The 26676-nt window shown below is 73.5% G+C and carries 22 protein-coding genes; 8 read left to right on the forward strand and 14 right to left on the reverse strand.

What is annotated here, in order from left to right; translation table 11 throughout:
* Window positions 1-89 precede the first annotated feature (89 nt).
* A complete protein-coding gene (locus tag ACFZCD_RS12435; protein WP_391829794.1) occupies window positions 90-539 on the forward strand; it encodes a DUF2550 domain-containing protein in 450 nt (149 codons plus the stop codon).
* Between the two features lie 72 nt (window positions 540-611).
* Here the strand turns inward: ACFZCD_RS12435 and ACFZCD_RS12440 are convergent, their stop codons facing one another.
* The 3 genes from ACFZCD_RS12440 to ACFZCD_RS12450 form a co-directional block, all read right to left on the reverse strand.
* On the reverse strand, window positions 612-2648 hold the full coding sequence (locus ACFZCD_RS12440) for a glycosyl hydrolase family 18 protein (protein WP_391829796.1): 2037 nt from the start codon (window positions 2646-2648) through the stop codon (window positions 612-614).
* An 81-nt stretch (window positions 2649-2729) separates the two neighbouring features.
* Entirely contained in the window at window positions 2730-3437 is a 708-nt protein-coding gene (locus ACFZCD_RS12445) for a response regulator (RefSeq protein ID WP_391829798.1), read from the reverse strand.
* Window positions 3434-4630: a sensor histidine kinase gene (locus ACFZCD_RS12450; RefSeq protein ID WP_391829799.1), complete on the reverse strand. Its 1197-nt coding sequence runs from the start codon at window positions 4628-4630 to the stop codon at window positions 3434-3436. Before ACFZCD_RS12450 ends, ACFZCD_RS12445 begins: the two co-directional genes overlap by 4 nt.
* 159 nt (window positions 4631-4789) lie before the next feature.
* Here ACFZCD_RS12450 and ACFZCD_RS12455 point away from each other — a divergent pair, with 159 nt between their 5' ends.
* Entirely contained in the window at window positions 4790-5326 is a 537-nt protein-coding gene (locus tag ACFZCD_RS12455; protein ID WP_391829801.1) for a hypothetical protein, read from the forward strand.
* A gap of 33 nt (window positions 5327-5359) precedes the next feature.
* Here the strand turns inward: ACFZCD_RS12455 and ACFZCD_RS12460 are convergent, their stop codons facing one another.
* Entirely contained in the window at window positions 5360-5932 is a 573-nt protein-coding gene (locus ACFZCD_RS12460) for a cob(I)yrinic acid a,c-diamide adenosyltransferase (RefSeq protein ID WP_391829803.1), read from the reverse strand.
* 250 nt (window positions 5933-6182) lie between these two features.
* Between ACFZCD_RS12460 and ACFZCD_RS12465 the strand changes: the two genes are divergently transcribed.
* The 3 genes from ACFZCD_RS12465 (at window position 6183) to ACFZCD_RS12475 (ending at window position 10510) form a co-directional block, all read left to right on the forward strand.
* Entirely contained in the window at window positions 6183-7031 is an 849-nt protein-coding gene (locus ACFZCD_RS12465; RefSeq protein ID WP_391829805.1) for a 3-hydroxyacyl-CoA dehydrogenase family protein, read from the forward strand.
* Window positions 7032-7223: 192 nt separating this feature from the next.
* Complete coding sequence (locus tag ACFZCD_RS12470; protein ID WP_391829807.1) at window positions 7224-7556, forward strand: STAS domain-containing protein; 333 nt, start codon at window positions 7224-7226, stop codon at window positions 7554-7556.
* 272 nt (window positions 7557-7828) lie between these two features.
* The gene (locus ACFZCD_RS12475; RefSeq protein WP_391829809.1) at window positions 7829-10510 is read left to right on the forward strand and encodes an ATP-binding protein; all 2682 of its coding nucleotides are present in this window, start codon (window positions 7829-7831) and stop codon (window positions 10508-10510) included.
* Between the two features lie 120 nt (window positions 10511-10630).
* On the opposite strand, the gene nucS is transcribed toward ACFZCD_RS12475, so the two are convergent.
* Window positions 10631-11293 (reverse strand): endonuclease NucS, encoded by a 663-nt coding sequence (gene nucS / locus ACFZCD_RS12480; RefSeq protein ID WP_391830361.1) that lies wholly within the window; start codon window positions 11291-11293, stop codon window positions 10631-10633.
* Between the two features lie 209 nt (window positions 11294-11502).
* On the opposite strand from nucS, the gene ACFZCD_RS12485 reads away from it, so the two are divergent.
* Window positions 11503-11895: an SCO5389 family protein gene (locus ACFZCD_RS12485; protein ID WP_391829811.1), complete on the forward strand. Its 393-nt coding sequence runs from the start codon at window positions 11503-11505 to the stop codon at window positions 11893-11895.
* Window positions 11896-12012: 117 nt separating this feature from the next.
* On the opposite strand, the gene ACFZCD_RS12490 is transcribed toward ACFZCD_RS12485, so the two are convergent.
* Window positions 12013-13038 (reverse strand): LLM class flavin-dependent oxidoreductase, encoded by a 1026-nt coding sequence (locus tag ACFZCD_RS12490; protein WP_391829813.1) that lies wholly within the window; start codon window positions 13036-13038, stop codon window positions 12013-12015.
* A 204-nt stretch (window positions 13039-13242) separates the two neighbouring features.
* On the opposite strand from ACFZCD_RS12490, the gene ACFZCD_RS12495 reads away from it, so the two are divergent.
* Complete coding sequence (locus tag ACFZCD_RS12495; protein ID WP_391829815.1) at window positions 13243-13575, forward strand: ATP/GTP-binding protein; 333 nt, start codon at window positions 13243-13245, stop codon at window positions 13573-13575.
* Window positions 13576-13607: 32 nt separating this feature from the next.
* Here ACFZCD_RS12495 and ACFZCD_RS12500 read toward each other — a convergent pair whose 3' ends face one another.
* The 8 genes from ACFZCD_RS12500 to mce all read right to left on the reverse strand — a co-directional run bounded on the left by ACFZCD_RS12500 (window position 13608) and on the right by mce (window position 25238).
* Entirely contained in the window at window positions 13608-14534 is a 927-nt protein-coding gene (locus tag ACFZCD_RS12500; RefSeq protein ID WP_391829817.1) for an ABC transporter permease, read from the reverse strand.
* Window positions 14531-15763: an ABC transporter ATP-binding protein gene (locus ACFZCD_RS12505; protein ID WP_391829819.1), complete on the reverse strand. Its 1233-nt coding sequence runs from the start codon at window positions 15761-15763 to the stop codon at window positions 14531-14533. The genes ACFZCD_RS12500 and ACFZCD_RS12505 overlap by 4 nt, the downstream gene beginning before the upstream one ends.
* A gap of 77 nt (window positions 15764-15840) precedes the next feature.
* A complete protein-coding gene (locus ACFZCD_RS12510; RefSeq protein ID WP_391829821.1) occupies window positions 15841-16719 on the reverse strand; it encodes a hypothetical protein in 879 nt (292 codons plus the stop codon).
* A gap of 289 nt (window positions 16720-17008) precedes the next feature.
* Complete coding sequence (locus ACFZCD_RS12515; RefSeq protein ID WP_391829823.1) at window positions 17009-17791, reverse strand: ABC transporter permease; 783 nt, start codon at window positions 17789-17791, stop codon at window positions 17009-17011.
* Between the two features lie 2 nt (window positions 17792-17793).
* The gene (locus ACFZCD_RS12520) at window positions 17794-18825 is read right to left on the reverse strand and encodes an ATP-binding cassette domain-containing protein (protein WP_391829825.1); all 1032 of its coding nucleotides are present in this window, start codon (window positions 18823-18825) and stop codon (window positions 17794-17796) included.
* A 158-nt stretch (window positions 18826-18983) separates the two neighbouring features.
* Window positions 18984-19922 carry a cellulose-binding protein gene (locus ACFZCD_RS12525; protein WP_087926230.1) on the reverse strand — a complete coding sequence of 313 codons (939 nt, stop codon included), beginning with the start codon at window positions 19920-19922 and terminating at the stop codon, window positions 18984-18986.
* Window positions 19923-20036: 114 nt separating this feature from the next.
* Window positions 20037-24617 carry a polarized growth protein Scy gene (scy, locus tag ACFZCD_RS12530; RefSeq protein ID WP_391829827.1) on the reverse strand — a complete coding sequence of 1527 codons (4581 nt, stop codon included), beginning with the start codon at window positions 24615-24617 and terminating at the stop codon, window positions 20037-20039.
* Between the two features lie 180 nt (window positions 24618-24797).
* The gene (gene mce, locus ACFZCD_RS12535) at window positions 24798-25238 is read right to left on the reverse strand and encodes a methylmalonyl-CoA epimerase (RefSeq protein ID WP_391829829.1); all 441 of its coding nucleotides are present in this window, start codon (window positions 25236-25238) and stop codon (window positions 24798-24800) included.
* Window positions 25239-25447: 209 nt separating this feature from the next.
* On the opposite strand from mce, the gene ACFZCD_RS12540 reads away from it, so the two are divergent.
* Complete coding sequence (locus ACFZCD_RS12540; RefSeq protein WP_391829831.1) at window positions 25448-26665, forward strand: acetyl-CoA C-acetyltransferase; 1218 nt, start codon at window positions 25448-25450, stop codon at window positions 26663-26665.
* Window positions 26666-26676: the final 11 nt, after the last annotated feature.

The following is a 26676-nucleotide window of genomic DNA, read 5'->3' on the forward strand; positions in this document are numbered from 1 at the left end:
CCGCGGACCGCACTGGATCACTCCAGGGCGGGCCGCGGCTGAGGCCATACAAGCCCGTTGCTCTAGATGATGCGAGGAGGTCGGTGGAGATGGTCCTCGCTCTGCTCGTGAGCGGCGTCGTCGTCCTGCTGGTGCTGGTGGGGCTCTTCGTCTTCGGGCTGCGGAGGCGCCTGATCCAGCGCTCCGGCGGTACGTTCGACTGCAGTCTGCGCTGGAACGTCCCCGCGGAGGGCCCCGCGCCGGACGGCAAGGGGTGGATCTACGGCGTCGCCCGCTACAACAGCGACCGGATCGAGTGGTTCCGGGTCTTCTCGTACGCGCCGCGGCCCCGGAGGCTGCTGGAGCGGGCCTCGATCGAGGTGCTGGAGCGGCGGTCGCCGCAGGGCGACGAGGAGCTCGCGCTGCTGTCCGACGCGGTGGTGCTGATCTGTCTGCACCAGGGGACGCGGCTGGAGCTGGCGATGAGCGAGGACGCTCTGACGGGCTTCCTGGCGTGGCTTGAGGCGGCGCCGCCCGGTCAGCGCGTGAACGTGGCGTAGCTTCCCGTGGCCTCAAACGCCGGCCGGGCTGACATCAGCCCGGCCGGCGTTTGAGGCCATTGGTGACGGTGGCTACCGGAGACCGTTGTCGACGGCTGTCATCAGCGTGCCGCTGTCCCCGGACATCTCCCAGATCATCACGCCGCCCAGGCCCTTCGGCTTGAGCCAGGCGGTCTTCTTGCCGATCGACCACGCGTCGTCGAACGTCCACCACTGCCCGCCGTTGCCGGTGTACCCGTACGTGGCGACGGACTGCTCGTCGTGGTACACGGTGAGGCCCGCGACGGACGCGATCAGGTTGTCGTAGCCGCGCGTCCCCGCTTCCTCGGGGAACTGGCCGGGGGCGGCCCCGTTCGCCGTCTGCCAGACGCCGTGCTCGCCGCCGTCGGCGACCTGCTGCCAGCCGCGGCCGTAGAAGGCGAGGCCTAGGACGACCTTCTTCGGGTCGACGCCCGCGTCCAGGTAGGTCTGCACGGTCTTGTCCACGCTGAACTTCGTGGCGTACGGGTCCTTGGCGTCCTGGTAGAGGTTGCCCTGGTGGCCCGTGCGGTTGGGCTCCCAGCTGTTGTCGCTGCCGGAGCCGTGGAAGTCGTAGCCCTGGACGTTGGCGAAGTCCATGTAGTCGAAGACGCTGGGCGTGCCGTCCTTGGTGGTGATGTCCCAGCCGGCGTCGATCTTCGCGGGGTCGGCGGGGGTGAAGGCCGTGAGCAGGTAGTGCTTGCCGGTCGTGGCGCTCAGGGCGTCGAGCTGGCGGCGGAACTCGGCGAACAGCAGGGTGTTGTTCGCCTTGTCGTCCTTGGAGACGTGGTTGCCGGCGTGGCCCTCGGAGCCCGGCCACTCCCAGTCGATGTCGAAGCCGTCGAAGATCCCGGCGGCGGCGCCGGTGCCGCCGCGGCCGTTGGTGACCGGCAGGTTGCCCTTGATGTACATGTCGATGCAGGACCGGACGAACTTCTGCCGGGAGGCGTCGGTCTTCGCGACGTCCGAGAAGTACTTGCTGTAGGTCCAGCCGCCGATGGACATATTGATCTTGAGGTTGGGGTGCTTGGCCTTGAGCTTCTTCAGCTGGTTGAAGTTGCCGGCCAGCGGCTGGTCCCAGGTGTCCCCGACCCCGTCGACGGACTCGCCGGCGCCGAAGCCCTTCTCGTAGTCGGCCCAGGAGTCACCCGCGCCGTCGCCCTGACTCGGGTCCTGCGGATTGGGCGTGGTGGCCTTCGTGACGCCATTGAGGCAGGTGAGGTCGGTGGGGTGGATATTGGAGAAGGAGTAGTTGATGTGGGTGAGCTTGGCGGCGGCGCCCGTGCTCTCCAGTGACTTCACGGTGTAGCCGCGGCCGTAGATGCCCCACTGCACGAAGTAGCCGGCCCTGGTGTAGCCCGTGCCGGGCTGCGGCTGCCCGCCGCCGCCGGTGGTGTGCACGGTCAGCGGTGCGCTGGCCTTGCCGGTCTGGCCGGCGGTGTCCCGGGCGACGACGGTGTACGTGTAGTCGGTGCCGGGCGTGAGGCCGGTGTCGGTGTAGGCGAGCTTGGCGACGGTGGCCGCCTTCACCGTGCCGCGGTAGACGTCGTAGTTCTTGATGCCCTTGTCGTCGGTGGCCGCGGGCCACTTCAGGGAGACGGAGGTGTCGGTGACCGCGGTGGCCTGCGGGGTGCCGGGTGCGCCGGGCGGGCTGTCGGCGGAGGAGCCGTCACAGGAGCCGCCGTCGAGCTTGCAGCCCGCCGGGGTGCCGTCGCCGGTGGCGACGAAGCCGAAGGTGACGCTCGCGCCCGGGGCGATGGTGCCGTTGTACTCGCGGTTCTTCGCGGTGTAGTGGGAGCCCGAGTTCGTCAGCAGGGCGTCCCAGTAGGAGCCGACCGTGGTGCCGGAGGGGAAGTCCCACTCGACGGTCCAGGCGCTGATGGCGGACGTGCCGGTGTTCTTGACGGTCCACTCCGCCTGGAAGCCCGTGCCCCAGTCGGAGGTCTTGGCGAACGTCGCCGTGGCGGAGGTCGCCGCGTGCGCCGGGGCCGCCAGGCCGACGAGCGCGGCGGCGGGGAGGGCGAGCGTGGCCAGGGCGGCCACTGCTCTTCGTAAGGTGCGGCCGATGCTTCCTGAGGTTCCTGTGCTCAAGGGGGTGCTCCTCGCAGAGAGGTGCGGACAGGTGGGGGGTGCACAGTTGCTCGGGGAGCGTAGAAAGGTCCGTACCAATGGTCAAGAGGACTGGACCAATCCCAACTCCCGGGCCAGCACCGCCGCTTGCACCCGGCTGCGCAGCTCCAGCTTGCCGAGCAGCCTGCTGACGTGCGTCTTCACCGTCGCCTCCGCCATGCCCAGGCGCCCCGCGAGCTCCGCGTTCGACAGCCCCTCGCCCAGCGCGGCCAGCACCTCGCGCTCGCGCCGCGTCAGCGACTCCAGCATCGCGGCCTCCGGAGCGTCCGGCCGCCGCACGGGCGCGGGGCGCGCGAACTCGGCGATCAGGCGGCGCGTCACCGCGGGGGAGATCAGCCCCTCGCCGCCCGCCACCGTCCGCACGGCCGCGATGAGCCCCGCGGCCTCGCTGTCCTTGAGCAGGAAGCCCGCCGCGCCCGCCCGCAGCGCCCCGAACACGTACTCGTCCAGGTCGAACGTCGTCAGCACCAGGACGTCGGCCAGCTGCTCGGCGACGATGCGGCGGGTGGCCGACACCCCGTCCAGGCGCGGCATCTGCACGTCCATCAGCACCACGTCCGGGCGCAGCTCGCGGGCCAGCCGGACGGCCTCCTCGCCGTCGGCAGCCTCTCCGGCGACCTCGACGCCCGGCGCCGAGCGCAGGATGAGGACCAGCCCGGAGCGGACCGAGGCCTGGTCCTCGGCCACGAGGACCCTGATGCTCCGGTCGGTCCCGGTGGATGCGGGGGATGCGGGGGACTCGGTGGTCACGGTGATACCTCCTCCGGTACGGGCAGCACCGCCCGCACGCGCCATTGCTTTCCCTCCGGGCCGGCCTCCGGGCCCGCCTCGAACTCTCCGTCCAGCAGGGCCACCCGCTCGCCCATGCCGACCAGGCCCGCCCCGGAGCCGGGGGCCCGCGGCACCGGCTCCGCGCCGTACGGGCTGGTGACCTCCACCGCCAGCCGCTTCCCGCCGTCGTGCCCCAGACGCACCGTCACCGGGCCCGGAGCGGCGTGCTTGACCGCGTTGGTCAGCGACTCCTGGACGATGCGGTACGCCGCGAGCTCGACGGGCGCCGGGAGCGGGCCCGGCCCCCGCCGGTCGTCCAGGACGAAACGGAACCGTTCGTCGCGGACGGCCGTGCGGGCGCGGGCGAGGAGGGCGTCCACGCCGTCGAGCCGGGGCGTGGCCGCGGGCTCCTGCTCGCCGCCCTCCTGCCGCAGCAGCCCGATGAGGCGGCGCATTTCGGCCAGGCCCTGCACGCTGTTCTCCCGGATCACGGTGAGCGCCTCCTCCGACGCCTTCGCCTCCCCGATCGACAGCGCCGCGGTGGAGTGGATCGCGATGGCCGACAGGTGGCCCGCGACCATGTCGTGCAGCTCCCGCGCCATCCGGGCGCGCTCGGTCACCACGGCCTCGCGGCGGTCCATCTCGGCCAGCAGCGCGGTCCGGTCGGCCTCCAGCCGGGCCGAGTGCGCGGCGTCGCGGTGCCGGCGGATGCCCGCGCCCGTCCACGCCGGCGCGACGACCAGCACCCCGAAGCCGAAGCCGATCAGCAGCGCCTCCGGCCTGCGGAGCAGCGCCACGGCCAGCAACGTACCCAGTACGGTGAGCACTTCGCCGATGCGGGGGATGCGCGAGGCGACGGACGGGCGGCCGTAGAGCACCGCCGCGTAGACGACGTCCGTGTACATGGCGACCGTCGCGACGAGCGAGCCCGCGCAGACGTCGAGGCCGAGCGCGAGGGTGCCGACGGCGAGGGCCGTCAGCGGGGCGCTGCGCCGCAGCAGCTCGGCGCCGCACATGACGCCCAGCGCGACCAGGGCCAGCACGCCGGGCACCCCGGCCGGCAGCGGGCTGCTGCGCAGCCCGAGGAACCACAGCGCCAGGCCGCCCAGCAGGCCCGCGGCCGAGATGAGGACGGCGTCGCGGTCGGGACGGCGGAGCGGTCGGACGGGCATGCGTACATCACAGCATGCGGCGAGGGCTGCGGGGACGCGCCGGGGGAGGGTGCGGCAGGGCGCGCACTACATCGAAGGATGCAGTCCGGAATCGTCGCAGGCGATGACGAAGCCGCTGGTCACGGCAGTGAACCTGGAAGGGAGGGAAGGGAGAGAACCGTGATCGTCACGCTGATCGTCGTCTGCGAGGCCGCCTTCTGGGTGCTGCTGGCCGGCGGGCTGAGCCTGCGGTACCTGGCGAAGATGCCCCGCGCGGGGATCGCCGTGCTGCTGCTGGAGCCCGTGCTGGAGCTCGTCCTGCTGATCGCCACTGCCATCGACCTGAAGAACGGCGCGCAGGCCGACTGGAAGCACGGCCTGGCCGCCGTCTACATCGGCTACTCCGTGGGCCTCGGCCACACCACGATCAAGTGGGTCGACGCCCGCTTCGCCCACCGCTTCGCGGGCGGCCCGCCGCCCGTGAAGCCGCCCAAGTACGGCCGCGAGCGCACCGTCCACGAGTGGAAGACCGCCGGCCGCTGGACCCTGTCCTGCGCGGTCGCCCTCGGCCTCCTGCAGGCGGCGGTCTGGTACGTCGGGGACGGCGGCGACATCAGCTCGCTGCGGTCCTGGCAGACGAGGATGCTGCTCGTGGCCGGAATCAACCTGGCGATCGCGGCGAGCTACACGCTCTGGCCCAAGCAGCCGAAGAGCTGATCCCCGCCGCCGCCCCTCCCGCCCCGGAGGGCGTCAGCGGTTCTCGCCCGGGACCCACAGGATGTCCCCGAGCTCCTTGTTCGCGGTCCTGGCCAGGATGAACAGCAGGTCCGAGAGGCGGTTGAGGTAGGTGGCCGTCAGGGGGTTCATGATGTCGGCGTGGAGCTCCATGGCGGCCCAGGTGGAGCGCTCCGCGCGGCGGACGACGGTGCAGGCCTGGTGCAGCAGCGCCGCCCCCGGCGTACCCCCCGGCAGGATGAAGCTGCGCAGCTTCTCCAGGTCCTCCAGGAAGCGGTCGCAGTCCGCCTCCAGTTTGTCGATGTAGGACTGCTCGACGCGCAGCGGCGGGTACTTGGGGTTCTCGGTCACCGGCGTGGCCAGATCGGCCCCCACGTCGAAGAGGTCGTTCTGGATGCGGACGAGCACCTTGACGACCTCCTCGGGCAGCTGCCCGAGCGCGATGGCCACGCCGATCGCGGCGTTGGCCTCGTTGGCGTCGGCGTAGGCCGCGATGCGGGTGTCGGTCTTCACGGTGCGGCTCATGTCGCCGAGGGCGGTGGTGCCGGTGTCACCGGTGCGAGTGTAAATGCGCGTCAGATTGACCATGGGGACGAGCGTAGTCACGACCCGGGAACCTGCCGAGGGTGACGCGCAACCGGACGACCCCTGTGACACCTGGGGCCAAAGGGGCTCAACTGCACTGTGGGGACCGGCCAGTGGACGCCCCGGTGTGATGTCCGTCATGGGGGACGTGACGCGCATCTCTTACCGCCCAACCGTGCCGCAACGGGCGCTAAGGTCCGGCCGAGAGAGTGCGTAAAGAACAACTTTGAGCACAGGGAGTAAGGGGACAGCCGTGGCCAAGAAGCTCGCCGTCATCGGGGCCGGACTGATGGGGTCCGGGATCGCGCAGGTCTCCGCCCAGGCCGGGTGGGACGTCGTGCTGCGCGACGTCACCGACGCGGCGCTGCAGCGCGGCACGGACGGCATCAAGGCCTCGTACGACAAGTTCGTCTCGAAGGGCAAGCTGGAGGCCGCCGCGGCCGAGCGGGCCCTCGCCCGGATCACCACCACCACGGACCTGGACGCGGCGGCCGACGCGGACATCGTGGTCGAAGCCGTCTTCGAGGACATCGACACCAAGCGGGACATCTTCCGTACGCTGGACGGCCTGGTGAAGGACGAGACGGTCCTCGCCTCGAACACCTCGGCCATCCCGATCACCAAGATCGCCGCGGCCACGCAGCGCCCCGAGCGCGTCGTCGGCGCGCACTTCTTCTCGCCGGTGCCGATGATGCAGCTGTGCGAGCTGGTGCGCGGCTACAAGACCAGCGACGAGACGCTGGCGAAGGCCCGGGAGTTCGCCGAGGGCGTCGGCAAGACCTGCATCGTCGTCAACCGCGACGTCGCCGGCTTCGTCACCACCCGCCTGATCTCCGCCCTCGTGGTCGAGGCCGCCAAGCTGTACGAGTCGGGCGTGGCCACCGCCGAGGACATCGACATCGCCTGCAAGCTGGGCTTCGGCCACGCGATGGGCCCGCTGGCCACCGCCGACCTGACCGGCATCGACATCCTCATGCACGCCACGGACAACATCTACACCGAGTGCCAGGACGAGAAGTTCGCGCCGCCGGAGATCATGCGCCGCATGGTCGACGCGGGTGACCTGGGCCGCAAGAGCGGCCAGGGCTTTTACCAGCACTGAACCGGAGCGGACCGGGTAACCGATATCTAGTTCACCCGCGAGGGTGAATTAGGTATCGGTTCGCTCATAGACGGCAACCTTGTCGTGTGAGAGCCAGTCAGTTCTTGAGAACCATGAGCGCCACAAGAGCCACCGGGCCGCACTGGCATCAACCGTCACCACGCACCATCGGACCTCTCTCCGGGAGCGCATATGCACATCAGGGGCGACCACGCCGAACTGGTCGTCGGCGGCCGCCTCGACGTCCGCAGCGCGGCGGACGCCCGTACGGTCCTGCACTCCGCCCTGGACTCGGGCCGCGGGGACCTCGTGCTCGACCTCACCGAACTGGACTCGTGGGACGCCACCGGCCTCGGCGTCATCATGGGCGCCCACCGCCGCGCCGGCCGCACCGGCCGCCGCCTCGTCCTGCGCGGCGTGCCCGACCGGATGCAGCGCCTCCTCGTCGCCACCCGGCTGCACCGCATCCTCGCCATCGAGGGCGGCATCGGCGCCGGGACGGGCGAGCCCCTGCCCCGCGTCTGACCTGCCCCCCACTCGTCCCGCGGCGTCCGGATCGTGACCCCGGCCCCGCCGCGTCATGAGACTGTGACGTGCCCCGGGCAGCGGGGCCCCCGCCGCTTCGTGGATACTGTGCCCAGGTCTGAGGTTCGGTTTTCCCGCCGCAATAAGGCCGCATGACAAAGCCCACGGCGGGCACCGATGAAGCGCCGGCCGGCACTCCCGGCCGAGGGTTGAGGAGTGGGGCAGGCCGGGAGGGCACGACGGCACGCCACGCAATTTGGGGGGCTTTCACCATGGACCCGACGAACCGACCCGAGGAATTCGGCGAGGGCGCACCCGAGTCCCCGGAGGGCGGCGGCCCCCGCGACCTCCCGGGCTCCGAAGCCGGAAGCGCCGGGGAGGCTCCCGGCCTCGCCCGTGTCGTCCGCCTCGTCGCCGGTGACTACGCCGTCACCGTCAACCCCGTCGACGGCAGCGAGATCGAGCCCTGCCTGCCCGCCGACGTGCCCCCGCCGCCCGGCAGACACTCCGCCGAGGAGCGCGCCGAGCTGCTCCGCGCCGCCGCGCCCCCGCCGCCCGCCCGCCGGGCCGGCCCCGAGCTGCCCCTGCTGCACCGTCAGGAGGAGCGCGAGCGGCTCGCCCGGCTGCTCTCGCGCGGCCGCTCCGTCCGGCTGACCGGCCCCGCGGGCTCCGGCCGCAGCGCCCTGCTCGACGCCGTCGCCGCCGACTGCGCGGACCTCGCCCCCGACGGCGTCGTCCGCCTCACCGGCCACCACCGCACCGTCTCCGACGTCCTGTACGACCTGTTCGCCGCCGTCCACCACGCGCCCCGGTACCGCCCCGACCGGGCCGCGCTGCTCGGCTTCGTCCGCGAGATCGGCGCCGTCGTCGTCCTGGACGACCTCGAATTCGGCGGCGCCGCGCTCGACGAGCTCCTCGACGCCACCCCCGAGTGCGCCTTCCTCTTCTCGGCCACCCCCGACGTCGCCGCGCCCTCCGCCGACTCGCACGTCGAGGAGGTCTTCCTCGGCGGCCTCGACCGCACCGCCTGCCTGGAGCTCCTGGAGCTCTGCGTCGACCGGCCCCTGACGGACGAGGAGGCCGACTGGGCGGCGGACCTCTGGTTCGAGTCCGAGGGCCTGCCGCTGCGCTTCGTCCAGGCCGGTGCGCTGCTGCGGCTGGGGGCGCTCCCCGCCGACGGCCGGAGCGGCGAGGCCCCGGGTGCGGACTCCGCGGCCGCCGACGAGTTCGGCGTCGTCGCCGAGCGGCCCTACGTCGCCGCCGCCGAGGCCGAGGCCGGCACCGCCCAGGGCGCGCCGCTGCCGCCGCTCGCCGAGGCGTCCCGCCCCGCCGTGCCGCTCGCCTCCCGCCTCGGCGACGCCGCCCGCGACACCCTGCGCTTCGCGGTCGCCCTCGGCGGCGAGGTCCCGCACCAGGCCCACCTGCCCGCCCTCGTCGGCGACACCCACGCCGACGCGGCCGTCGGCGAGCTGCTCGCCAGCGGCCTGATCACCGCCGTCGCCGGGCACTACCGCCTCGCCGCGGGCGTCGCCGCCCAGCTCACCGACGAGGGGTACGGCGCCGGCTCCGCCGAGCGCGCCCACGCCGCCGCCCAGCACTACGCCTGGTGGGCCGGGCACCCCTCCGTCGCCCCCGAGCGGGCCGCCGCCGAGGCCGACGCGATCCTCGCCGCGCTCGCCGCCCTGGCCGCCGAGGGCAACCCCGGCCACCGCTCCGCCGCCGTCCTGCTCGCCCGCACCGCCGCGCCCGCCTTCGCCGCCGCCCTGCACTGGAGCGCCTGGGAGCGCGTCCTGCGCTACGGCCAGGAAGCCGCCCGGCGCGCCGGCGAGGTCGGCGAAGAGGCCTACTTCCACCACGAGTTGGGCGTGCTGGCGCTGTGCACCGGCAATCTGCAGCGGGCCCGCGCCGAGCTCGAGGCGTCCGTCGGGATGCGCGGGGTCATGGCCGACAAGCGCGGTGCCATAGCGGGCCGCCGGGCGCTCGCGCTGGTCGCCGACCGCTCCGGGTTCACCCCGGCGGCCCCGGCGGGCAGCCCCGCGGGCGGCCCGTCCGCAGCCGCTCCCCGGCCCGACGCCGGCCGCGTCGCCGTACCGCCCGTGGCGCCGCCGCCCGTGCCCCGGCCCGCCGGGCGCACGCCCGCCGGCGAGGAGATCCCGGCCGCCCGCAGCGAGCAGTCCGCCGTGCCGCCGTCCGTGCCCGCCGCCGCCTCCCCGACCGTCCCCGGCCACGACCCGGACGAGGTGGCGACCACGGTCATCGCCCGCCTCGCGGCCGACCGCGCCGGGAAGCCGGGCGGCCCCGCCCGGCAGCCCTGGGCCCGGAAGATGATGATGGGCGGCGCCCGCCGCAACCTCGTCGCGGCCGGTGCGGGCGCCCTGCTCGCCGCCGTCCTCGGCACGGTCGTCACCCTTGGGGTGACCTCCGGCGGCCAGGACGGGAAGTCGCCCGAACGGGTGAAGCCGGGCCAGTCCGCCTCGCAGCAGGACGGCGACAACAGCCTCACCGCCGACCAGCCGGGCGGTCCGGGCGAGGCCGGGCACGCCCAGGTGCCGGGCAAGCCCGGCAAGCCGGGCCACTCGCCCGGTGCCGGCAGCTCCGGTTCCGCCGCGCCGGGCGCCTCCGGCAGCACGTCGCCGAGCGGCGCCCCGGGCGCGAGCGGCGAGCCGTCCGGCCCGCCGTCCTCCGGCGGCACGTCGCCGAGCCCGTCGCGCTCCCAGGGCGGCAGCAAGCCGTCGCACTCGTCCTCGCCGAGCAGTGGCCCCAGCACGCAGCCTTCGACGAAGCCCCCGACGACGACGCCGCCCACGTCCTCCGTGCCCTCCCTGCCCACCGGCAGCGGGTCCAACTCGGCGAGCGGCCCCGCCCCGGGCGGCAGCACCCAGTCGTCCGCGAGCGGCCCCACGGGCACCAAGCCGGCCGCCGGCAGCGACACCTCGCCGGCCACGGGCGCGTAACCGGGAACAGGCGAGGGACGCGAGCCCGGCCCCGGCAGCGGGCCGGGCCCTTCCCGGGCGCGGACACGCGAACGCCGGACGGCTGTCACAGCCCGTCCGGCGTTCGCCGATCGTCCCGCGTCAGAAGAGCCGCAGCTTGTCGTCCTCGATCCCGCGCATCGCGTCGTAGTCCAGGACGACGCAGCCGATGCCCCGGTCCGTGGCCAGCACGCGCGCCTGCGGCTTGATCTCCTGCGCCGCGAAGACACCGCGCACGGGCGCCAGGTGCGGGTCGCGGTTGAGGAGCTCCAAGTAGCGTGTGAGCTGCTCCACACCGTCGATCTCGCCACGTCGCTTGATCTCCACGGCGACCGTCGCGCCGTCGGCGTCACGGCAGAGGATGTCCACCGGGCCGATGGCCGTGGGGTACTCGCGGCGGATGAGGGTGTAGCCGTCGCCGAGCGTCTCGATGCGGTCCGCGAGGAGCTCCTGAAGGTGCGCTTCCACGCCGTCCTTGATGAGGCCGGGGTCCACGCCGAGCTCGTGGGAGGAGTCGTGCAGCACTTCCTCCATCGTGATGATCAGCTTCTCGCCCGCCTTGTTGACCACGGTCCACACGCTTCCGTCGCCCTCCTTGAGGGTGCACGGCGGGGACATCCAGTTGAGCGGTTTGTAGGCGCGGTCGTCCGCATGGATCGAGACGCTGCCGTCCGCCTTGACGAGGATCAGCCGCGGGGCGGAGGGGAGGTGGGCGGTGAGCCGGCCCGCGTAGTCCACGGAGCAACGGGCGATGACGAGACGCATGGTGGGCAACGCTACTCGACTCCTGCCCCCCGGCGCGATTCGCCCCTGATGGGCCCCTTCGGCGTTGGCTGGTTGTCGGTGCGCTCTCCTGGTGCGCCCGCAGTGGCCGAATTACCGTTGAAGCGGGCGGTCGCCGTACGGGCACGGGGCGTCGTCGTCCGCTCGCCCATCCCTGAGACCCCGCTCGCGGGGTCGCGAGAGGAGAACCCATGTCGCTCGACGTCTCACCGGCCCTCCTTGAACAGGCCGAGCGAGGCGAGGTCGATGAAGCGGAATTCGTCGACTGCGTCCGGACCTCCCTGCCGTACGCGTGGGAGATGATCAGCTCCCTGGTGGCCCGGCTCAGGATCGACGGTGGCGAGTTCGCCGACAACCGGACGCCTCCGCCGGACGAGCAGGCCCGCGGCCAGTTGCTGCGGGCACTGGCCAGTGACGCCATCCGCGGTGCGCTGCAACGGCACTTCGGAGTGCGTCTCGCCTTCCAGAACTGCCACCGGGTGGCGGTGTTCCCGCTCGCCCGGGAGGCGGACGAGCGCTTCGCCCGCTTCACGTCGATCCGGGGCCAGTTGCTGAACCAGTCCCCGGAGCTCCGGGACTGCTGACGCACTCGTGCTGCCGCTCCGCACACGGGAGGTGTCGATCCGTGCGGAAGCGGCAGCGGCCCCGGTAACGGTCGGTCCCGGAACCGGCCCGGGAAGGGACGGCAGGAACGGCGCGGGTCAGGCGAGCAGCGGCAGCACCTCGGCGCCGAGCCGCCGGAGGTTGTCCTCGGTGGCGGCGAGGTCCCCGGAACCCTCGGTCAGCAGGGCGAAGCGCGTGATGCCCGTGCGCTCCGCGGTGGCCGCGAGCCGGTCGGCGCACAGCCGCGGCGGGCCCACCGGGTGGAGCTCGCACAGCAGCCGGGTGTACTCCACGGGATCCCGCATGGGGCGCGGCCGGCCGTCGACCGTCACATAGGCCGCGAGCCCCTGCTGCAGCCAGCCGGGCATGGCCTTGGTGAGCACCTCCGCGGCCTCCTGCCGCCGGTCCCCGATCTGCACGACACCGGCCGAGACGTGACCGGCGGCGGCGATCTCCTCGGGCGAACGCCCCGCCTCCCGGGCGCACTTGCGCCACAGGGCGACCATCTCCGCCTTCTCCGCGTCCCCGCTGTGCATCCCGAGGAGCATCGGCAGCCCGTGCCCGGCCGCGAGGCGGACGCTCGACGGGGAGGTGCACGCCATGAGGACGGGCGGGCCGGAACGATCCTCCAGGTCGTCGGGGCGGGGCACGACCGGCACCGTACGGAAGCGGAACGTGGGCCCGTCCGCCCCGACGCGGGGCTCGCGCAGCCACCGCATCAGCAGCGCGAGGGACTCGGGATAGCCCTCCTCGTACGCGGCCAGGCCCGAGTCGAAGACCTCCAGGTCCACCCAGGGGCCGCCGCGGCCCACGCCGAGGGTGAACCGGCCCTCGGAGGCGAGGTGCAGCAGGGCGGCCTGCTCGCCGAGGGCCACGGGATGGGTCGTGGGCAGGACGCTGACGGCCGTGCCCACCCGGATCCGGCGGGTGCGGCCCAGGGCGAACGCCGCGAGGGTGACCGCCGACGGGCAGACCCCGTACGGCATGAAGTGGTGCTCGGCGAACCAGACCGCATCCAGCCCGGCCTCTTCGGCGACCACAGCCGTCCGCACGGCCCGGTGCAATGCCTCCGTGTGGCCTTGGCCCGGGAACTGGGCGGCCAGGACGAATGCTCCAACGCGCATCGCTCTTGCTCCTCCTAGCGACCGACGCGGCGTCCCCCACCGGAAATAACGGCTGACACGTGCCATGGGCACGGCTCCGCGCCCGATTTTCATGATGATCGGGAGAGTGTCCGGTGCGGGGCCGGGGGACGGCTGCCCACCGCGGTGACTCTGGCGCGTAACCTGGTCACGGCCCGTAGCTCCCCAGACCAACCGAGGTGCCCCGTGTCTCCGCGCCGAAACCGCCCGCGAGGCGGCGCAGACAAGCAGTCCGAAGCTCCCCGCGGAGAGGGCGGCGACCGCTACGGCCTGGAGCGCACGGAGGACTGGCAGGGGGAGGAGTGGGCGGTCCGCACGATCGGCGGCGGCGCGGCCGCGAAGCACTACCGCTGCCCGGGGTGCGACCAGGAGATCCCGCCGGGGGTACCGCACTTGGTGGCCTGGCCGCAGTACGGGGCCGGCGTCGACGACCGGCGGCACTGGCACAAGTCCTGCTGGAACGCGCGGGACCGCCGGAGCGCGCGGCTCCAGCGGTCCCGTAACGCCCCTCGTTACTGAGGGTTCACCGGCCCCGGCCGGCGTCCGGCCGGTTATGCGTCGCGCTTCAGCAGCGAGGCGTAGGCGCCGCCGAGGGCGACGGCGGCGATGGCCGCGATGACCCACAGCGGGTCCCAGCCGGTGAGGCTGGTGCCGCTCGTCTCCTGGCCGTCGGCGGTGTAGAACACCGACAGCAGCATGGGGATCGAGTACTCGAACAGCGCCTTGCGCACGCTCGACAGGCTCTCCGTGAACATGAACATCGCGACGACGAGCGGCATCAGGACCACGCCCAGCATCACCGTGATCGCACCGGCGGAGTGCCGCAGCAGCGTGCCCATGGCGAGCGAGATCAGCCCGAGCAGGCCGATGAACAGGCTCGTGCCGATCGTCACCTTCAGCCAGTCGGCGCTCGACGAGACGAAGTCGGACTGGTCGTCCAGGAGCGCGACGTCGGCCATCGCCACCAGCGTCGTGCAGACCAGCGTGATCACGAACGACAGCGCGAAGAAGACGACCGCCTTCGCCGTCAGCACCCGGACGCGGTCGGGGCAGGCCGTCAGCGTCGTACGGATCATGCCCGTGCCGTACTCGGACGAGATCGTCAGCACGCCGAGCGTGATCACGCAGATCATGCCGAGCATGACGCTGAAGAAGCCGGCGGCCAGGGCCGTCGTGCCGGTCATCTTGCTGTTGCTGGCGTCGACGCCCGCGGCGATGAGCAGGCCGATGCCGACGATGATCGCCACCATGACGCTCAGCGTCCAGATCGTGGACCGCACGGAGCGGATCTTGGTCCACTCGGCCGCGAGGGCGTCCATGAGCGTCGCCTTGCGCACCGGGATCGGCGACACGTAACCGCCGCCGGGGCCGCCCGCGGGCGCGGTGCCGGGCCAGTAGCCGGGCGCGGCGTGCGGTGCGGCCTGCGGGGCGGTCTGCGGAGCCGCCGGGTGGGCCGCCTGGGGCTGGGGGGTGGTCATCGGGCGTCCTCGCTGTCGCGCTTGGTGAGGTCGGCAGGGGCGGGGGCGGGGGCGGGCGCGGCCGCCGGGGGAACGGGGGCGGGCGCGGCGGGCGGCGGGCCCGCCGGGGCCTGCGGTGCGGCAGGGGCTGCCTGAAGCGGCTGCGGCGGCTGCGGCGCGGCGGCCGGGGGCTGGGCGTACGGGTTGGGCTGCTCGCCCGGCAGCACGGGGTAGGGGTTGCCCTCCGGCGGGGCCCAGCCCTGCGGGGCCGGCGCGCCGGGGTGGCCGTAGCCGTGGGCCGGGGGCGGCGGGGCGAGGGCCGCGACCTGGTCGGCCGTCGAGCGGTAGTCGACCGCGCCCTGCGTCATCCGCATGTACGCCTCTTCCAGGGAGGCCTGGTGCGGCGAGAGCTCCCACAGCCGGACGTCCGCCCCGTGCGCGATGTCGCTGATCCGGGGGAGCGGCAGGCCGGTGACGCGCAGCCCGCCGTCCGGCTCGGACAGCACCTGGGCGCCGGCCTCGACGAGCGCGGCCGTGAGCTTCTCGCGGCTCTCCGGCTCCGTCCCGGGGGTGCGCACGCGCGCGAAGTCCGCGGAGTTCGCGGATATGAAGTCCTTGACGCTCATGTCGGCCATGAGCTGGCCGCGGCCGATGACGATCAGGTGGTCGGCGGTCAGCGCCATCTCGCTCATCAGGTGCGAGGAGACGAAGACCGTACGGCCCTCGGCCGCGAGCTGCTTCATCAGATTGCGGACCCAGAGGATGCCCTCGGGGTCGAGGCCGTTGACCGGCTCGTCGAAGAGCAGCACCTGGGGGTCGCCGAGCAGCGCGGCGGCGATGCCGAGGCGCTGGCCCATGCCGAGCGAGAAGCCCTTGGAGCGGCGCTTGGCGACGTCCTGCAGGCCGACGACGCCCAGGACCTCGTCCACCCGGCGGGCCGGGATGCCGCCGAGCTGGGCGAGCGAGAGCAGGTGCATCCGGGCGCTGCGGCCGCCGTGCACGGCCTTCGCGTCGAGGAGGGCGCCGACCTGGCGCGGCGCGTTCGGGAGGCTGCGGAAGGGGTGGCCGCCGATGGTCACGCGCCCGGAGGTGGGCTGGTCCAGCCCCAGGATCATGCGCATCGTCGTGGACTTGCCGGATCCGTTCGGACCCAGGAAGCCGGTGACGGCTCCGGGCCGCACCTGGAACGACAGATTGTGTACGGCCGTCTTGGCGCCGTAGCGCTTTGTCAGACCGACTGCCTCGATCATTCTCCGCCCCTCGCGAGCTCTTTCGGGCGTAAGGCCCCGTAAGAGTTAGGAGCATAACGAGGAGCTGACGGTTCCCGTTACTCGTGGTTGAGCTGGGGCAAGCCCTCGGGGCGGGCCCAGCCGGCCCGCCGGAAGACCGCCTTCCCCGTGGCCCGCACGGCCTCGTCCGCCCGTGCGCGCTCGACCCAGCGCTCCGGGCCGGGGCCGAGCAGCTCGCGCAGCTCGTCCGAGGCGGCCAGCAGGGCGGTGAGGAGGGCGCCCTGATCGCCGCCGCCGGGGCGGGGCCGGCCGGTGGCGGGGTCGGTGAGGACGCCGTGCAGGCTCACGTACAAGTACGCGCCGCCGAGCGGCTCCCCGGACGGCAGCGTCATGGGGAACGCCTCGCCCGGGACCCATACGCGGCGGTAGTTGAATTCGGTCTCGTCGATGACGGCCAGTTGTTCGCGATCCAGCCAGCCGGCGACGAGGGTGCGCCGGGCGGCGGGGTCGGCGTACGGCGCCGCGGCCACGTAGCCGTGCCGCCCGATGTGCGCGGAGCAGCCGACGCCGATGCCGCGCACCTCCACCGGCACCATCGGCACCGTGGCCTCCGTGCGGCGCAGGGTGAGCTTGTGGTGCAGCTGGGCGGGGGAGGCGTTGGAGCCGACGGCGAGGACGGGGCGGCGCGTGCCGCTGCGCGGGGTGCCGAGCCGGTCGAGGAGCTCGTCGAGCGCGGGCTCGGTGGTGGGGTTCCCGCCCGGCTGGGGTGCGCCGGCCGTTCCGGAGAGTCCGGGGCCGGCCATGCCCGTCACCACCCGCCACCCGCCCAGCGGCCCGGGGCCGGCCCGCAGCGGCAGCAGTTGCCCGTCCGTCAGGAGCGCGGGTTCCCCGGCGGGCCGGCCGGGATAGGTGAGCGGCAGCTCGGCGGGCGCCCCGTCGAGCCCGAGGGCGCGCAGACTCCGGTCGGCGTCGGTCAAGGCGGCTCCTCGATCCTGGGGTGACGGTGCGGCGCGGCACCCGTGGCCCGGGGGCGGCTCGGTCCGGCACTGCCGGTACGGCTCACGGTGGTGTCTCGCCGCGGCGGCGGAAGGGCAAGCCCGCTGACGGGCTTGCCGAGCCCCGCTACCGGGACACGCCCCGCCATCCGGGCAGGGCATCGCCCCGGAAAGAATGCCCGCCGCCACGGCGAGTCACCCCCGCGGCGAGGGCCCGGCGGAATCCGGAGGAACCGGAACTCCCGCGTACAAAAGATCCGCCGGCAAGGCGCTACGCGTCGCGCCGCTTCAGCACCGCGTACCCGCCCGCCAGCGCCGCCGCCACCCACAGCAGCATGATCGCGAAGCCGCCCCACGGCCCGTACGGCGCGTCGTCCGCGATCGTCACCACCTGCATGACCTTGCGGCCGGCCTGGTCGGGCAGGTACTGCGCGACCTTCTTCGTGGCGCTCACGGCGCCCAGGATGTTGGAGATGATGAAGAAGAACGGCATCAGAATGCCGAGCGAGAGCATGGGGCTGCGCAGCACCGCCGCGATGCCCATCGAGAAGACCGCGATCAGCGTCATATAGAGCCCGCCGCCGATCACCGCGCGCAGGACCCCTTCGCCGCCCAGCGACGTCCGGTGCTCGCCGAGCATCGCCTGGCCGGTGAAGAAGGAGACGAAACTGGTCAGCATCGCGATCACGAACGCGACGAGCGCCGCAACGGCGATCTTGCTGAAGAGGAACGTGCCGCGCTGCGGAACCGCCGCGAGGGAAGTCCGGATCATTCCGGTGCTGTATTCATTGGTCACTACCAGTACGCCGAACACGATCATGGCGAGCTGGCCGAGTCCCATTCCCGCGAAACTCGTAAAAGTCGGGTCGAATTTCACCCGGTCCTGCACCGGCATTTGATTGAAGTTGTTGCTGGTGAAAGCGCTGATCAGGGCGCCGAGCGCCACGGTGACCACCAGGGCCAGACCCAGCGTCCAGACCGTCGACCGCACCGATTTGATCTTCGTCCATTCCGACTGCAGGACCTGGCCCGTCACCGCCACTGCCAACGCCATCGTCAGGATCCCTTCTTCTGCCAGCCGGCACCCCACGCCGCACGGGGCGAGGGCGGGGCGGCACCCGGAGCGCCGGCCGCGGTCCCACCGGGGGCACCGCCCGGCGGCGCGTCCGCACCCGGCGGCGGCGCGCTGTGCGCGTGGTACTCCACGGACTCGGCGGTGAGCTGCATGAAGGCCTCTTCCAGGGACGCCTGCTGGGGGCTCAGCTCGTGCAGGACGAGCCGGTGGCGCGCGGCGAGCTCGCCCAGCTGCGCCGCCTCCGTGCCGTCGACCTCCAGATGGCCGTCGGCCGTGGTCACCGCCGTGATCCCGGCGCCCGCGAGCACGTCCAGCAGCCGCTCCGCCTCGGGCGAGCGCAGCCGCACGTACGACCGCGAGTTCTGCTTGATGAAGTCCGCCATGGAGGTGTCGGCGAGCAGCCGGCCCTGGCCGATGACGATCAGATGGTCGGCCGTCAGGGCCATCTCGCTCATCAGGTGCGAGGAGACGAAGACCGTGCGCCCCTGGGAGGCGAGGTTCTTCATCAGATTGCGGATCCAGTGGATGCCCTCGGGGTCGAGGCCGTTGACGGGCTCGTCGAACATCAGGATCTGCGGGTCGCCGAGCAGCGCGGCGGCGATGCCCAGGCGCTGCCCCATGCCGAGCGAGAAGCCCTTGGAGCGCTTTTTGGCCACCGAGGTCAGGCCGACCGTGTCCAGAACCTCCCGGACCCGGGCCCGCGGGATGCCGTTGCTCTGCGCCAGGCACAGGAGGTGGTTGTACGCGCTGCGACCGCCGTGCATGGCCTTGGCGTCCAGCAGGGCGCCGACGCTCCGCAGGGGGTCCTTCAGCTGCCGGTAGTGCTGCCCGTCGATGAGGACCGTGCCGTGGGTGGGCCGGTCGAGGTCGAGCATCATCCGCATCGTCGTGGACTTGCCCGCCCCGTTGGGTCCCAGGAATCCGGTGACGATCCCGGGCCGGACGGTGCAGGTGAGGCCGTCGACGGCGAGCTTCTCGCCGTAGCGCTTGGTCAGGCCCTGCAGCTCGATCATTCCGTCACGGTAAGGGCGGCCGGCGCACCCCGCCAGCGGTAGCGGGCCGTCCGGGTGAAGTGGCGGCCCTCATTCACCCCGACGCCCTGTGCGGCCGCGCGAACGGCGCACAGGGCGGCGATACGGACCTTCGGGCTCCCCCGACCCGCGGCGGCCCGTCAGCGGCTCTGCTGGGCCGGGACGCCGCGCGAGATCGGCTCGTCGTCGCCGGGGACGCCGGCCGCGGCGACGGCCGCACCGGTCAGCGTGGCCAGCATCTCGCGGACGTTCGTCAGCTGGGCGTTGATGCTGTCGCGGCGGTTGGTGAGCGCCGCCAGCTCGCGCTCGGACTCGCTGCGGATGCGGTCCGCCTTGGCGTTGGCGTCGGCCACGATGTCCTCGGCCTGGCGCTGCGCCGTCTCCACCGTCTGCCGGGCGCGCCGCTCGGCGTCCGTGCGCAGCTTCTCCGCCTCCAGGCGCAGCTGCTCGGCGCGGTGCTCGATCTCCGCCAGCCGCTTCTCCGCCTTGGCCTGACGGGAGGCCAGGTCGCGCTCGGACTGCTCGCGCCGCTTGGCCAGGTTGGTCTCGAAGTCGGCGGCGGCCTGGGCCGCCTTGGCGCGGGTCTCCTCGAAGAGGGCGTCCGCCTCCTCGCGCTTGGACTGGGCGTCCTTCTGGGCCTCGGCCCGCAGCGTCGCGGCGTCGCCCTTGGCCTTCTCGACGATGCGCGCGCCCTCGTCCTCCGCCTTGGCCTTGCGGTCGGCGGCGAACGACTCGGCGTCGTTGCGCACCTGCTGGGCGGCGGACTCGGCAAGCTCGCGGTGCTGCTCGGCGGCGCGCCGGGCCTCCTCACGCAGATCCTTGGCCTCCTCCTCGGCCAGCCGGAGGATCTTCTCGACCCTCGCCCCCAGGCCCGCATAGGACGGCTCGGCGTCGTTGACCTGGGCCTGTGCATTCTGCGTCTCGAGGTGCAGTTCCTCGATGCGCTTTTCCAGAGAGGTGATGCGTGCCAGTGCGCTGTCACGGTCGGCGACGAGCTTGGTAATGCGGTCGTCCACCTGGCCGCGGTCGTATCCACGCCGCACAAGCTCGAAGCCGAAGGGGGAGGAAGTGTCACTCATGGGGATCCTGTCATAAGAGACCGGTGAGGTGATAGAGGGAATCCTAGGGGTGCGAGCGGCGTGTCATCAGGTGAATGGTTGGCAGATCCGGAGAATGTCCCCCCGTTTGAGTGGCTACTTCTGTGACTGCTTGCCACCCGAACGAGTAGCACCGGCACCCGCCGCTGCCTTCACCCCGCCATCCTTGGCGCTTCCGGCCCCCGGGGCCTCAAAAGATTCCAACGCCTCCAACACGTCCTGGACACGGGAAATCTCGGCCTGAATGTCCTCGCGGCGGCGCACCAGGACCTCCAACTCCCGCTTTCCCTCCTCGACAAGGCGCTTGGCCTCCTCCGCACCCTCGGTGCGCAGGCGTTCCGACTCCCGTACGGCGGCGGCCTTCTTCTGCTCGGCCTCCTTGAGCAGCCCCTCCGCCTTCTTCACGGCGGCGATGCGGACCTTGCTGGCCTCGCTGCTCGCGTCGGACAGCAGCTTCTTCGCCTTCTCCTCGGCCTCCGCGAGCTGCTCGGTCGCGGCCGCGACGAGCTTGTCGCAGCGCTCGCCCGCGGACTGCATCGCCTCGGCGGCCTCGCGGCGCGCCCGGCCGTGCAGCTCCTCGACCTCGGCCTCGACCCGGGAGCGCAGCTCGTCGGCGCGCTCCCTTATCGCGGTGGCGTCACCACGGGCCTCGGCGAGCAGCGTGTCCGCGTCTGTACGGGCCTGCTCGACCAGGGCGTTGCCCTCGCCGGTGGCCTCCGCGACGATCCGCTCGGCCTCGCGGCGGGCCACGCCCACCATCGTGTCGGCCTGCTCCTCGGCGGCCGCGGCCGCCCGCAGCGCCTCCTCCTGCGCCTTGGCGATCAGGGCGTCCGCCTGCTCGCCGGCGTCGGCCAGCCGCTTGGCGGCGGCGTCGCGGGCGTCGTCGACGGTCCGCTCGCCCTCGGCCCGCGCCTCCGCGCGCAGCCGCTCCGCCTCCTGGACGGCGTCGGCCTTGATGCGCGCGGAGTCCGCGCGCGTGCTGTTGGCGTTCTCCTGCGCGTCGGCCAGCGCCTCGGCGGCCTCCGCGGCCATCCGCTCGGCCTCCGCGGTCGCCTCCGCGACCAGCGTGTCCGCCTGCTCGGCGGCCTCCGTGCGGCGGGCGTTCGCCGCCTCCCGGGCCTCGTCGAGGACGCGGGCGGCGTCGCCGCGCAGCCGCTCGGACTCGGCGTCCGCCTCCGCGAGCGTGCGCTCGGCCTGCGCGGCGGCGTCCGCACGGGCGGCCTCGGCGGCCTCGCGGGCCTCCTCGGTCATCCGGGCCGCCTCGCGGCGCGCGGCCTCCACCGTCTCGGCGGCCTCGGCCCGCAGCTTCCCGGCCTCGGCCGTGGCCTCGGCGATCAGCTCGTCGGCCTGCGCGGCCGCCTCCGTACGGCGGCGGCCCGCGGCCTCGCGGGCCTCGTCCATGATGCGGTCGGCCTCGGCCTGCGCACCGGAGGTGAGCTCCTCGGCCTCCTTGACGATCCGCGCGGCCTCGGCGTGGCCCTCGGAACGCATCTTGTTCGCGTCCTCGCGGGCCTCGGCGCGCGCACGGGACGCGTCCTGCTCGGCCGACGCCAGGGCGTCGGACGCGTCGGTCCGCAGCTGCTTGGACTTCGCGGACGCCTCCGCCACCGTGCGCTCCGCGTCGGCCTTCGCCTTGGCGAGCAGCGCCTCGGCGGCCTCGGCGGCCTCCTTGCGGTGCGTCTCGGCGGACTCGCGGGCCTCCGCGACCGTCCGCTCGGCCTCGGCACGCAGCCGGGCGGCCTCCGCGGCCGCCTCCGCCTGCTGCGCCTGCGCCGACTCGCGGGCCTCCTCCAGGACCGACGTGGCCTCGGCGACCAGCCGCTCGGCCTCCGTCGTGGCCTCCGCCATCAGCGCGTCGGCCTGCTCGGCGGCCTCGGAGCGGCGCGCCGCGGCCGCGGCCCGCGCCTCGTCGGCCGTGGCGGCCGCGTCGCGCTGCGCCCGCTCGGCCGTCTCCTCGGCCTCCGCGAGCAGCTTCTCGGCCTCGGCCATGGCCTCGGCGAGCAGCTCGTCGGCCTGCACCCCCGCCTCGGCGAGCTTGGCGTGGGCGCTGTCGGTGGCCTCCTCCAGCGTGCGGGCGGCCTCCGCCTCCAGGCGCCCGGCCTCCGTGACGGCGTCCTCGACGGTGCGCTCGGCCAGGGCCTTGGCGGCCTCCGCGGCGGCCTGCGCCTCGGCCCGGATCCGGGCCGCGTCCTCACCGGCGCGCTCGCGCTCGGCGTAGGCGTCGGTCCGGACCCGGTCGGCCTCCTCCTGGGCCTCGGTGACCGTGCGCTCCGCGTTGTGCTCGGCGGCCGAGCGCAGCCCGGCGATCTCCTCCTCGGCCTGCTCGTGCAGGCCCGCGACGGAGTCCCGCACCTGCTGGGCGGTCGCCTCGGCGGCCGACACCAGCTCGGCCGCGCGCCGCTCGGCGTCCTCGACCAGGCGCTGGGCCTCCTCCTGCGCCTCGGCGACCCGCTTGCGCGCCGAAGCCAGCAGCTCCTCGCTCTGCTCGCGCGCCGCCTCGCGCTCGGCCTGCGCCTCCGTACGGGCGTCGCCCAGCAGCTCCTCGGCCTCGCGGCGGCGGCGGGCGGCCTCCTCCTGCGCGGCGGCCAGCGCCTCGGCGGCCTCGGCGGCCGTGCGCTCGGCGGCGGCGTTCGCCTCGGCCCGCACCCGGTCCGCGGTCTCCTGCGCCTCGCTGCGCAGCCGCTCCGCCTCGGCATTGGCCTCGGCGCGCAGCCGCGCACCGGCGGCCTCGGCCTCGCTGCGGGCGGCCGCGGCCTCCTCGGCGGCCTCGGCGCGCAGCCGCTCCGCCTCCGTCTCGGCCTGCGCCTGCAGCGTGCGCACCCGCTCGGCGGCCTCCGTGCGCTGCCGCTCGGTCTCCTCGGCGGTCTCGCGGCGCAGCCGCTCGGCCTCCGTACGGGCGTCGCGCAGCGCCTTCTCGGCGGTCTCCACGCGCTGCTCGGCCTCGGCGTGCAGCCGCGTCAGCTCGGCCTCGGCCTCGGCGCGGCGCGCCTCCGCGGCCTTCTCGGCCTCCTCGCGCAGCTTCCGCGCGGCCTCGTCGGCCTCGCTGCGGGTGCGCTCCGCGTGGTCCTCGGCCTCCTCGGCCATCTCCTCGGCCTCGGTGCGCGCCCGCTCCAGGGCCTCCTCGGCCTGCTTGCGAAGAGACGCGGCCCGCTCGGCGGCCTCCGTCCGGACGCGCTCGCTCTCCGCGGCCGCACCGCTGCGCGTCTCCTCCGCATCGGCCTTGGCCTTGGCCAGCAGCTCCTCGGCGGTCTTCGCCGCCTCCTCGATCTGCTGCAGCGCCTCGCGCCGGGCCTCGCCCCGGATCCGCTCGCCCTCGGCGACGGCGTCGGCCCGCAGCTGCTCGGCCTCGCCGCGCAGCCGCCGCGCCTCCTCCTGGAGCTCGACGGTCTTGGCGCGGTACTCCTTGGTGTCGTCCTTCGCGGCGCCCTTGAGCTGCTCGGCGGTGTCCGCGGCCTGCTCGCGCAGCCGCTCCGCCTCGGCCTCGGCCTCCTTGCGGATCCGCTCCGCCTCCGAGGCCGCGGCCTTCGTGGTGGCACGGGCGTCCTCGGAGGCCTTGGACAGGACCTCCTCGGCCGTCCGGGCGGCCTTGGCCAGCTGCGCGGCCGAGTCCTCCGCGGCGGCGCTGCGGGCCTTCTCCGCGGCCTCGGCGACGAGCCGCTCGGCCTCCGCCGCGGCATCCGCGCGCAGCTGCTCGGCCTCGGCCTTCAGGGCCTCGGCCTCCTTCGTGGCCTCGCTGACCAGCCGGGCGACCTCGGCCCGCGCGGTGCGGGTGCGCTGCTCGTTCTCCGACTCGGCGCCGGTCAGCCGGCGGGCCGCGCTCTCCTGCGCCTCCGTGACCAGCTTCTCGGCCTCGGCGCGCGCCTCGCGCAGCGCCGCGTCGGCCTCCTGCAGCCGGGTCTCGGCGGTACGGGTCAGCTCGGCCGCGAGCGCCCGCGCCTGGTCGCTCTCCGTGCCCGCGGCGGCACGCAGCCGCTCGGCGTGGTCGGTGGCCTCCTGCGCCTGCGCGGACGCGGCGGCCAGCAGCCGCTCGGCGTCCGTACGGGCCCGGCGCAGCAGCGCCTCGGCCTCGGCGCGGGCCTCGTCGGCGGCGGAGCTCAGGCGCGCCCGGGCCTGCTCGGCCAGCCGCTGGGCCTCGGCGCGGGCCGCGGCCAGGGCCTGCTCGGCCTCCGCCCGGGACTCCTCCAGCAGCCGGCGGGCCTGCGACTCCGTGCGCGCCCGCAGCTGCTCGGCCCACGCGACGTTCTCGTTGACGTGCGACTCGACGGTCTGACGGCGCTCGTTGAGCTCCTCGTCCAGGCGCTGGCGGCGGGCCACGGCCTCGGCGTGGAGCTCGGCCTCCATCCGGGCCTGGCGCTCGGCCTGCTCCTGCAGCAGACGCTGCGTCTGCGCCCGGGCCTCGCGCAGCTCGCGCTCGGCGTCCGTGCGCATCTGATCCGCCTGAATCTGGGCATTACGGAGCAACTGCTCCGCCTGGTAACCCATGTCGGCGGTGTCGTACGCCGGGCGGTGGGCGAGATTGCGGCGCGCCTCGTGCAGCTTGGCGCGCAGCACCTCGACCTGGTAGCCGAGGTCGTCGGCGTGCTGGACCGCCTTCTCCCGCTCCTTCTTCAGCCGCTCCATCTCGGCTTCGAATTGCGAGAGGTGGTCGTCAGCCTCGTAGCGGTCGTTGCCCCGCACTGCGCGGTCCCATCCGTCCCCTGGTCGCCTTGGCGGCCGGCCCGTTCCCGCGTGTATCGGTTGGAATCCGGAGCCCGCCCTTCCGAAGAAATGGTGTCAGATCATCGGTACAGCCCGGTCCGGGCCCCCACCCCAGGACCCCGGCCGAACCCGCACTCTACCGGCCGGGGGGAGTGCGGGTCAGTGCTCCCGGTCCGCCGGGGGCGCCGAGGTGACCAGTTCCGTCAGGACTCCGTGGCAGTCCTTGGGGTGCAGGAAGGTGATCCGCGACCCCATCGAACCGCGCCGCGGCTCGTCGTAGAGCACCCGCACGCCCTTGCCGCGGACGGCCTCCGCATCGCCGTCCACGTCGGCCGTGCCGAACGCGATGTGGTGCACCCCCTCGCCGTTCTTCGCGAGCCACTTGCCCACCGCGGAGTCCTCCCGCGTCGGCTCCAGCAGCTGCAGGTACGAGGCCCCGCCGTCCGAGGTCTCGTTGATTTTCAGCATGGCCTCACGAACGCCCTGCTCCTCGTTGACCTCGGTGTGGAACACCTCGAAGCCGTACGTGGCACGGTAGAACTCGACAGTCCGGTCGAGGTCGAAGCAGGCGATCCCGATGTGGTCGATACGCGTCAGCATGGAACCAGTGCACCGCCGTACGACGCCGTCACGCAACGTGTACGCAACGTGCTTGCGATCACACCCGCTGCCCGGTGACCGCGGAGGTACCGCTCAGTACATTGACGGAAACCCTCGTGCAGCACCCCCCGGGGGCAACCCCCGGACCCCCGGCCGGAAACGCCAGGGGCACCGCCGTCCATCCTCATCGTCTGAAGGGGCCGCGCCTCATGTCTGGTACGAACGGTTCGACCAGCACCACCTCCGTGATCGTCGCGGGCGCCCGTACGCCCATGGGCAAGCTGCTCGGCTCCCTGCGCAGCTTCTCCGCGGCCGAGCTGGGCGGCTTCGCCATCAAGGCCGCGCTCGACCGGGCCGGCATCGGCGGCGACCAGGTGCAGTACGTGATCATGGGTCAGGTGCTGCAGGCCGGCGCCGGCCAGATCCCGGCCCGCCAGGCCGCCGTCAAGGGCGGCATCCCCATGCACGTCCCCGCCCTCACCATCAACAAGGTCTGCCTCTCCGGCCTGGACGCCATCGCGCTGGCCGACCAGCTCATCCGCGCGGGCGAGTTCGACATCGTCGTCGCCGGCGGCCAGGAGTCCATGACCAACGCCCCGCACCTGCTGCCCAAGTCCCGCGAGGGCTACAAGTACGGCGCGATCGAGATGCTCGACTCGATGGACCACGACGGCCTCACCGACTCCTTCGAGTCCATCGCCATGGGCGCCTCGACCGAGAACCACAACACCCGCCTCGGCATCGGCCGCGCCGCCCAGGACGAGATCGGCGCCCGCTCCCACCAGCGCGCCGCCGCCGCCCAGAAGAACGGCATCTTCGAGGCCGAGATCACGCCGGTCGAGGTCCCGCAGCGCAAGGGCGACCCGGTCGTCTTCGCCCACGACGAGGGCGTCCGCGGCGACACCACCGTCGAGGTCCTCGGCAGGCTGCGCCCCTCCTTCCGCAAGGACGGCACGATCACCGCCGGCACCTCCTCGCAGATCTCCGACGGCGCCGCCGCCGTCGTCGTGATGAGCAAGGCCAAGGCCGAGGAGCTGGGCCTGGAGTGGATCGCCGAGATCGGCGCCCACGGCAATGTCGCCGGCCCGGACAACTCCCTGCACTCCCAGCCCTCCAACGCCATCAAGCACGCGCTGGGCCGCGAGGGCCTGGGCGTCGAGGACCTCGACCTCATCGAGATCAACGAGGCGTTCGCCGCGGTGCTCGTGCAGTCAATCAAGGACCTCGGCGTATCCCCGGAAAAGGTGAACGTCAACGGCGGAGCCATCGCGCTCGGCCACCCGATCGGCATGTCCGGCGCCCGCACCGTCCTCCACCTCGCGCTGGAGCTCAAGCGGCGCGGCGGCGGCATCGGTGCGGCGGCGCTGTGCGGCGGCGGCGGTCAGGGTGACGCCCTGATCATCCGGGTGCCCGGCAACGGCAAGTAACCGCCCCGCCG

The sequence above is a fragment of the Streptomyces sp. NPDC008001 genome, assembly GCF_042958085.1.
In the GTDB taxonomy this organism is placed as follows: Bacteria; Actinomycetota; Actinomycetes; order Streptomycetales; family Streptomycetaceae; genus Streptomyces.

Coding starts and splice junctions, on each gene's coding strand:
- ACFZCD_RS12490 (WP_391829813.1), bottom strand. CDS start 13,038: ATGCGCGTTGGAGCATTCGTCCTGGCCGCCCAGTTCCCGGGCCAAGGC.
- ACFZCD_RS12520 (WP_391829825.1), bottom strand. CDS start 18,825: ATGATCGAGCTGCAGGGCCTGACCAAGCGCTACGGCGAGAAGCTCGCC.
- ACFZCD_RS12485 (WP_391829811.1), top strand. CDS start 11,503: ATGTCGCTCGACGTCTCACCGGCCCTCCTTGAACAGGCCGAGCGAGGC.
- ACFZCD_RS12460 (WP_391829803.1), bottom strand. CDS start 5,932: ATGGTCAATCTGACGCGCATTTACACTCGCACCGGTGACACCGGCACC.
- ACFZCD_RS12525 (WP_087926230.1), bottom strand. CDS start 19,922: ATGAGTGACACTTCCTCCCCCTTCGGCTTCGAGCTTGTGCGGCGTGGA.
- ACFZCD_RS12515 (WP_391829823.1), bottom strand. CDS start 17,791: ATGGCGTTGGCAGTGGCGGTGACGGGCCAGGTCCTGCAGTCGGAATGG.
- ACFZCD_RS12540 (WP_391829831.1), top strand. CDS start 25,448: ATGTCTGGTACGAACGGTTCGACCAGCACCACCTCCGTGATCGTCGCG.
- ACFZCD_RS12435 (WP_391829794.1), top strand. CDS start 90: ATGGTCCTCGCTCTGCTCGTGAGCGGCGTCGTCGTCCTGCTGGTGCTG.
- nucS (WP_391830361.1), bottom strand. CDS start 11,293: ATGCGTCTCGTCATCGCCCGTTGCTCCGTGGACTACGCGGGCCGGCTC.
- ACFZCD_RS12470 (WP_391829807.1), top strand. CDS start 7,224: ATGCACATCAGGGGCGACCACGCCGAACTGGTCGTCGGCGGCCGCCTC.
- ACFZCD_RS12450 (WP_391829799.1), bottom strand. CDS start 4,630: ATGCCCGTCCGACCGCTCCGCCGTCCCGACCGCGACGCCGTCCTCATC.
- mce (WP_391829829.1), bottom strand. CDS start 25,238: ATGCTGACGCGTATCGACCACATCGGGATCGCCTGCTTCGACCTCGAC.
- ACFZCD_RS12500 (WP_391829817.1), bottom strand. CDS start 14,534: ATGACCACCCCCCAGCCCCAGGCGGCCCACCCGGCGGCTCCGCAGACC.
- ACFZCD_RS12475 (WP_391829809.1), top strand. CDS start 7,829: ATGGACCCGACGAACCGACCCGAGGAATTCGGCGAGGGCGCACCCGAG.
- ACFZCD_RS12505 (WP_391829819.1), bottom strand. CDS start 15,763: ATGATCGAGGCAGTCGGTCTGACAAAGCGCTACGGCGCCAAGACGGCC.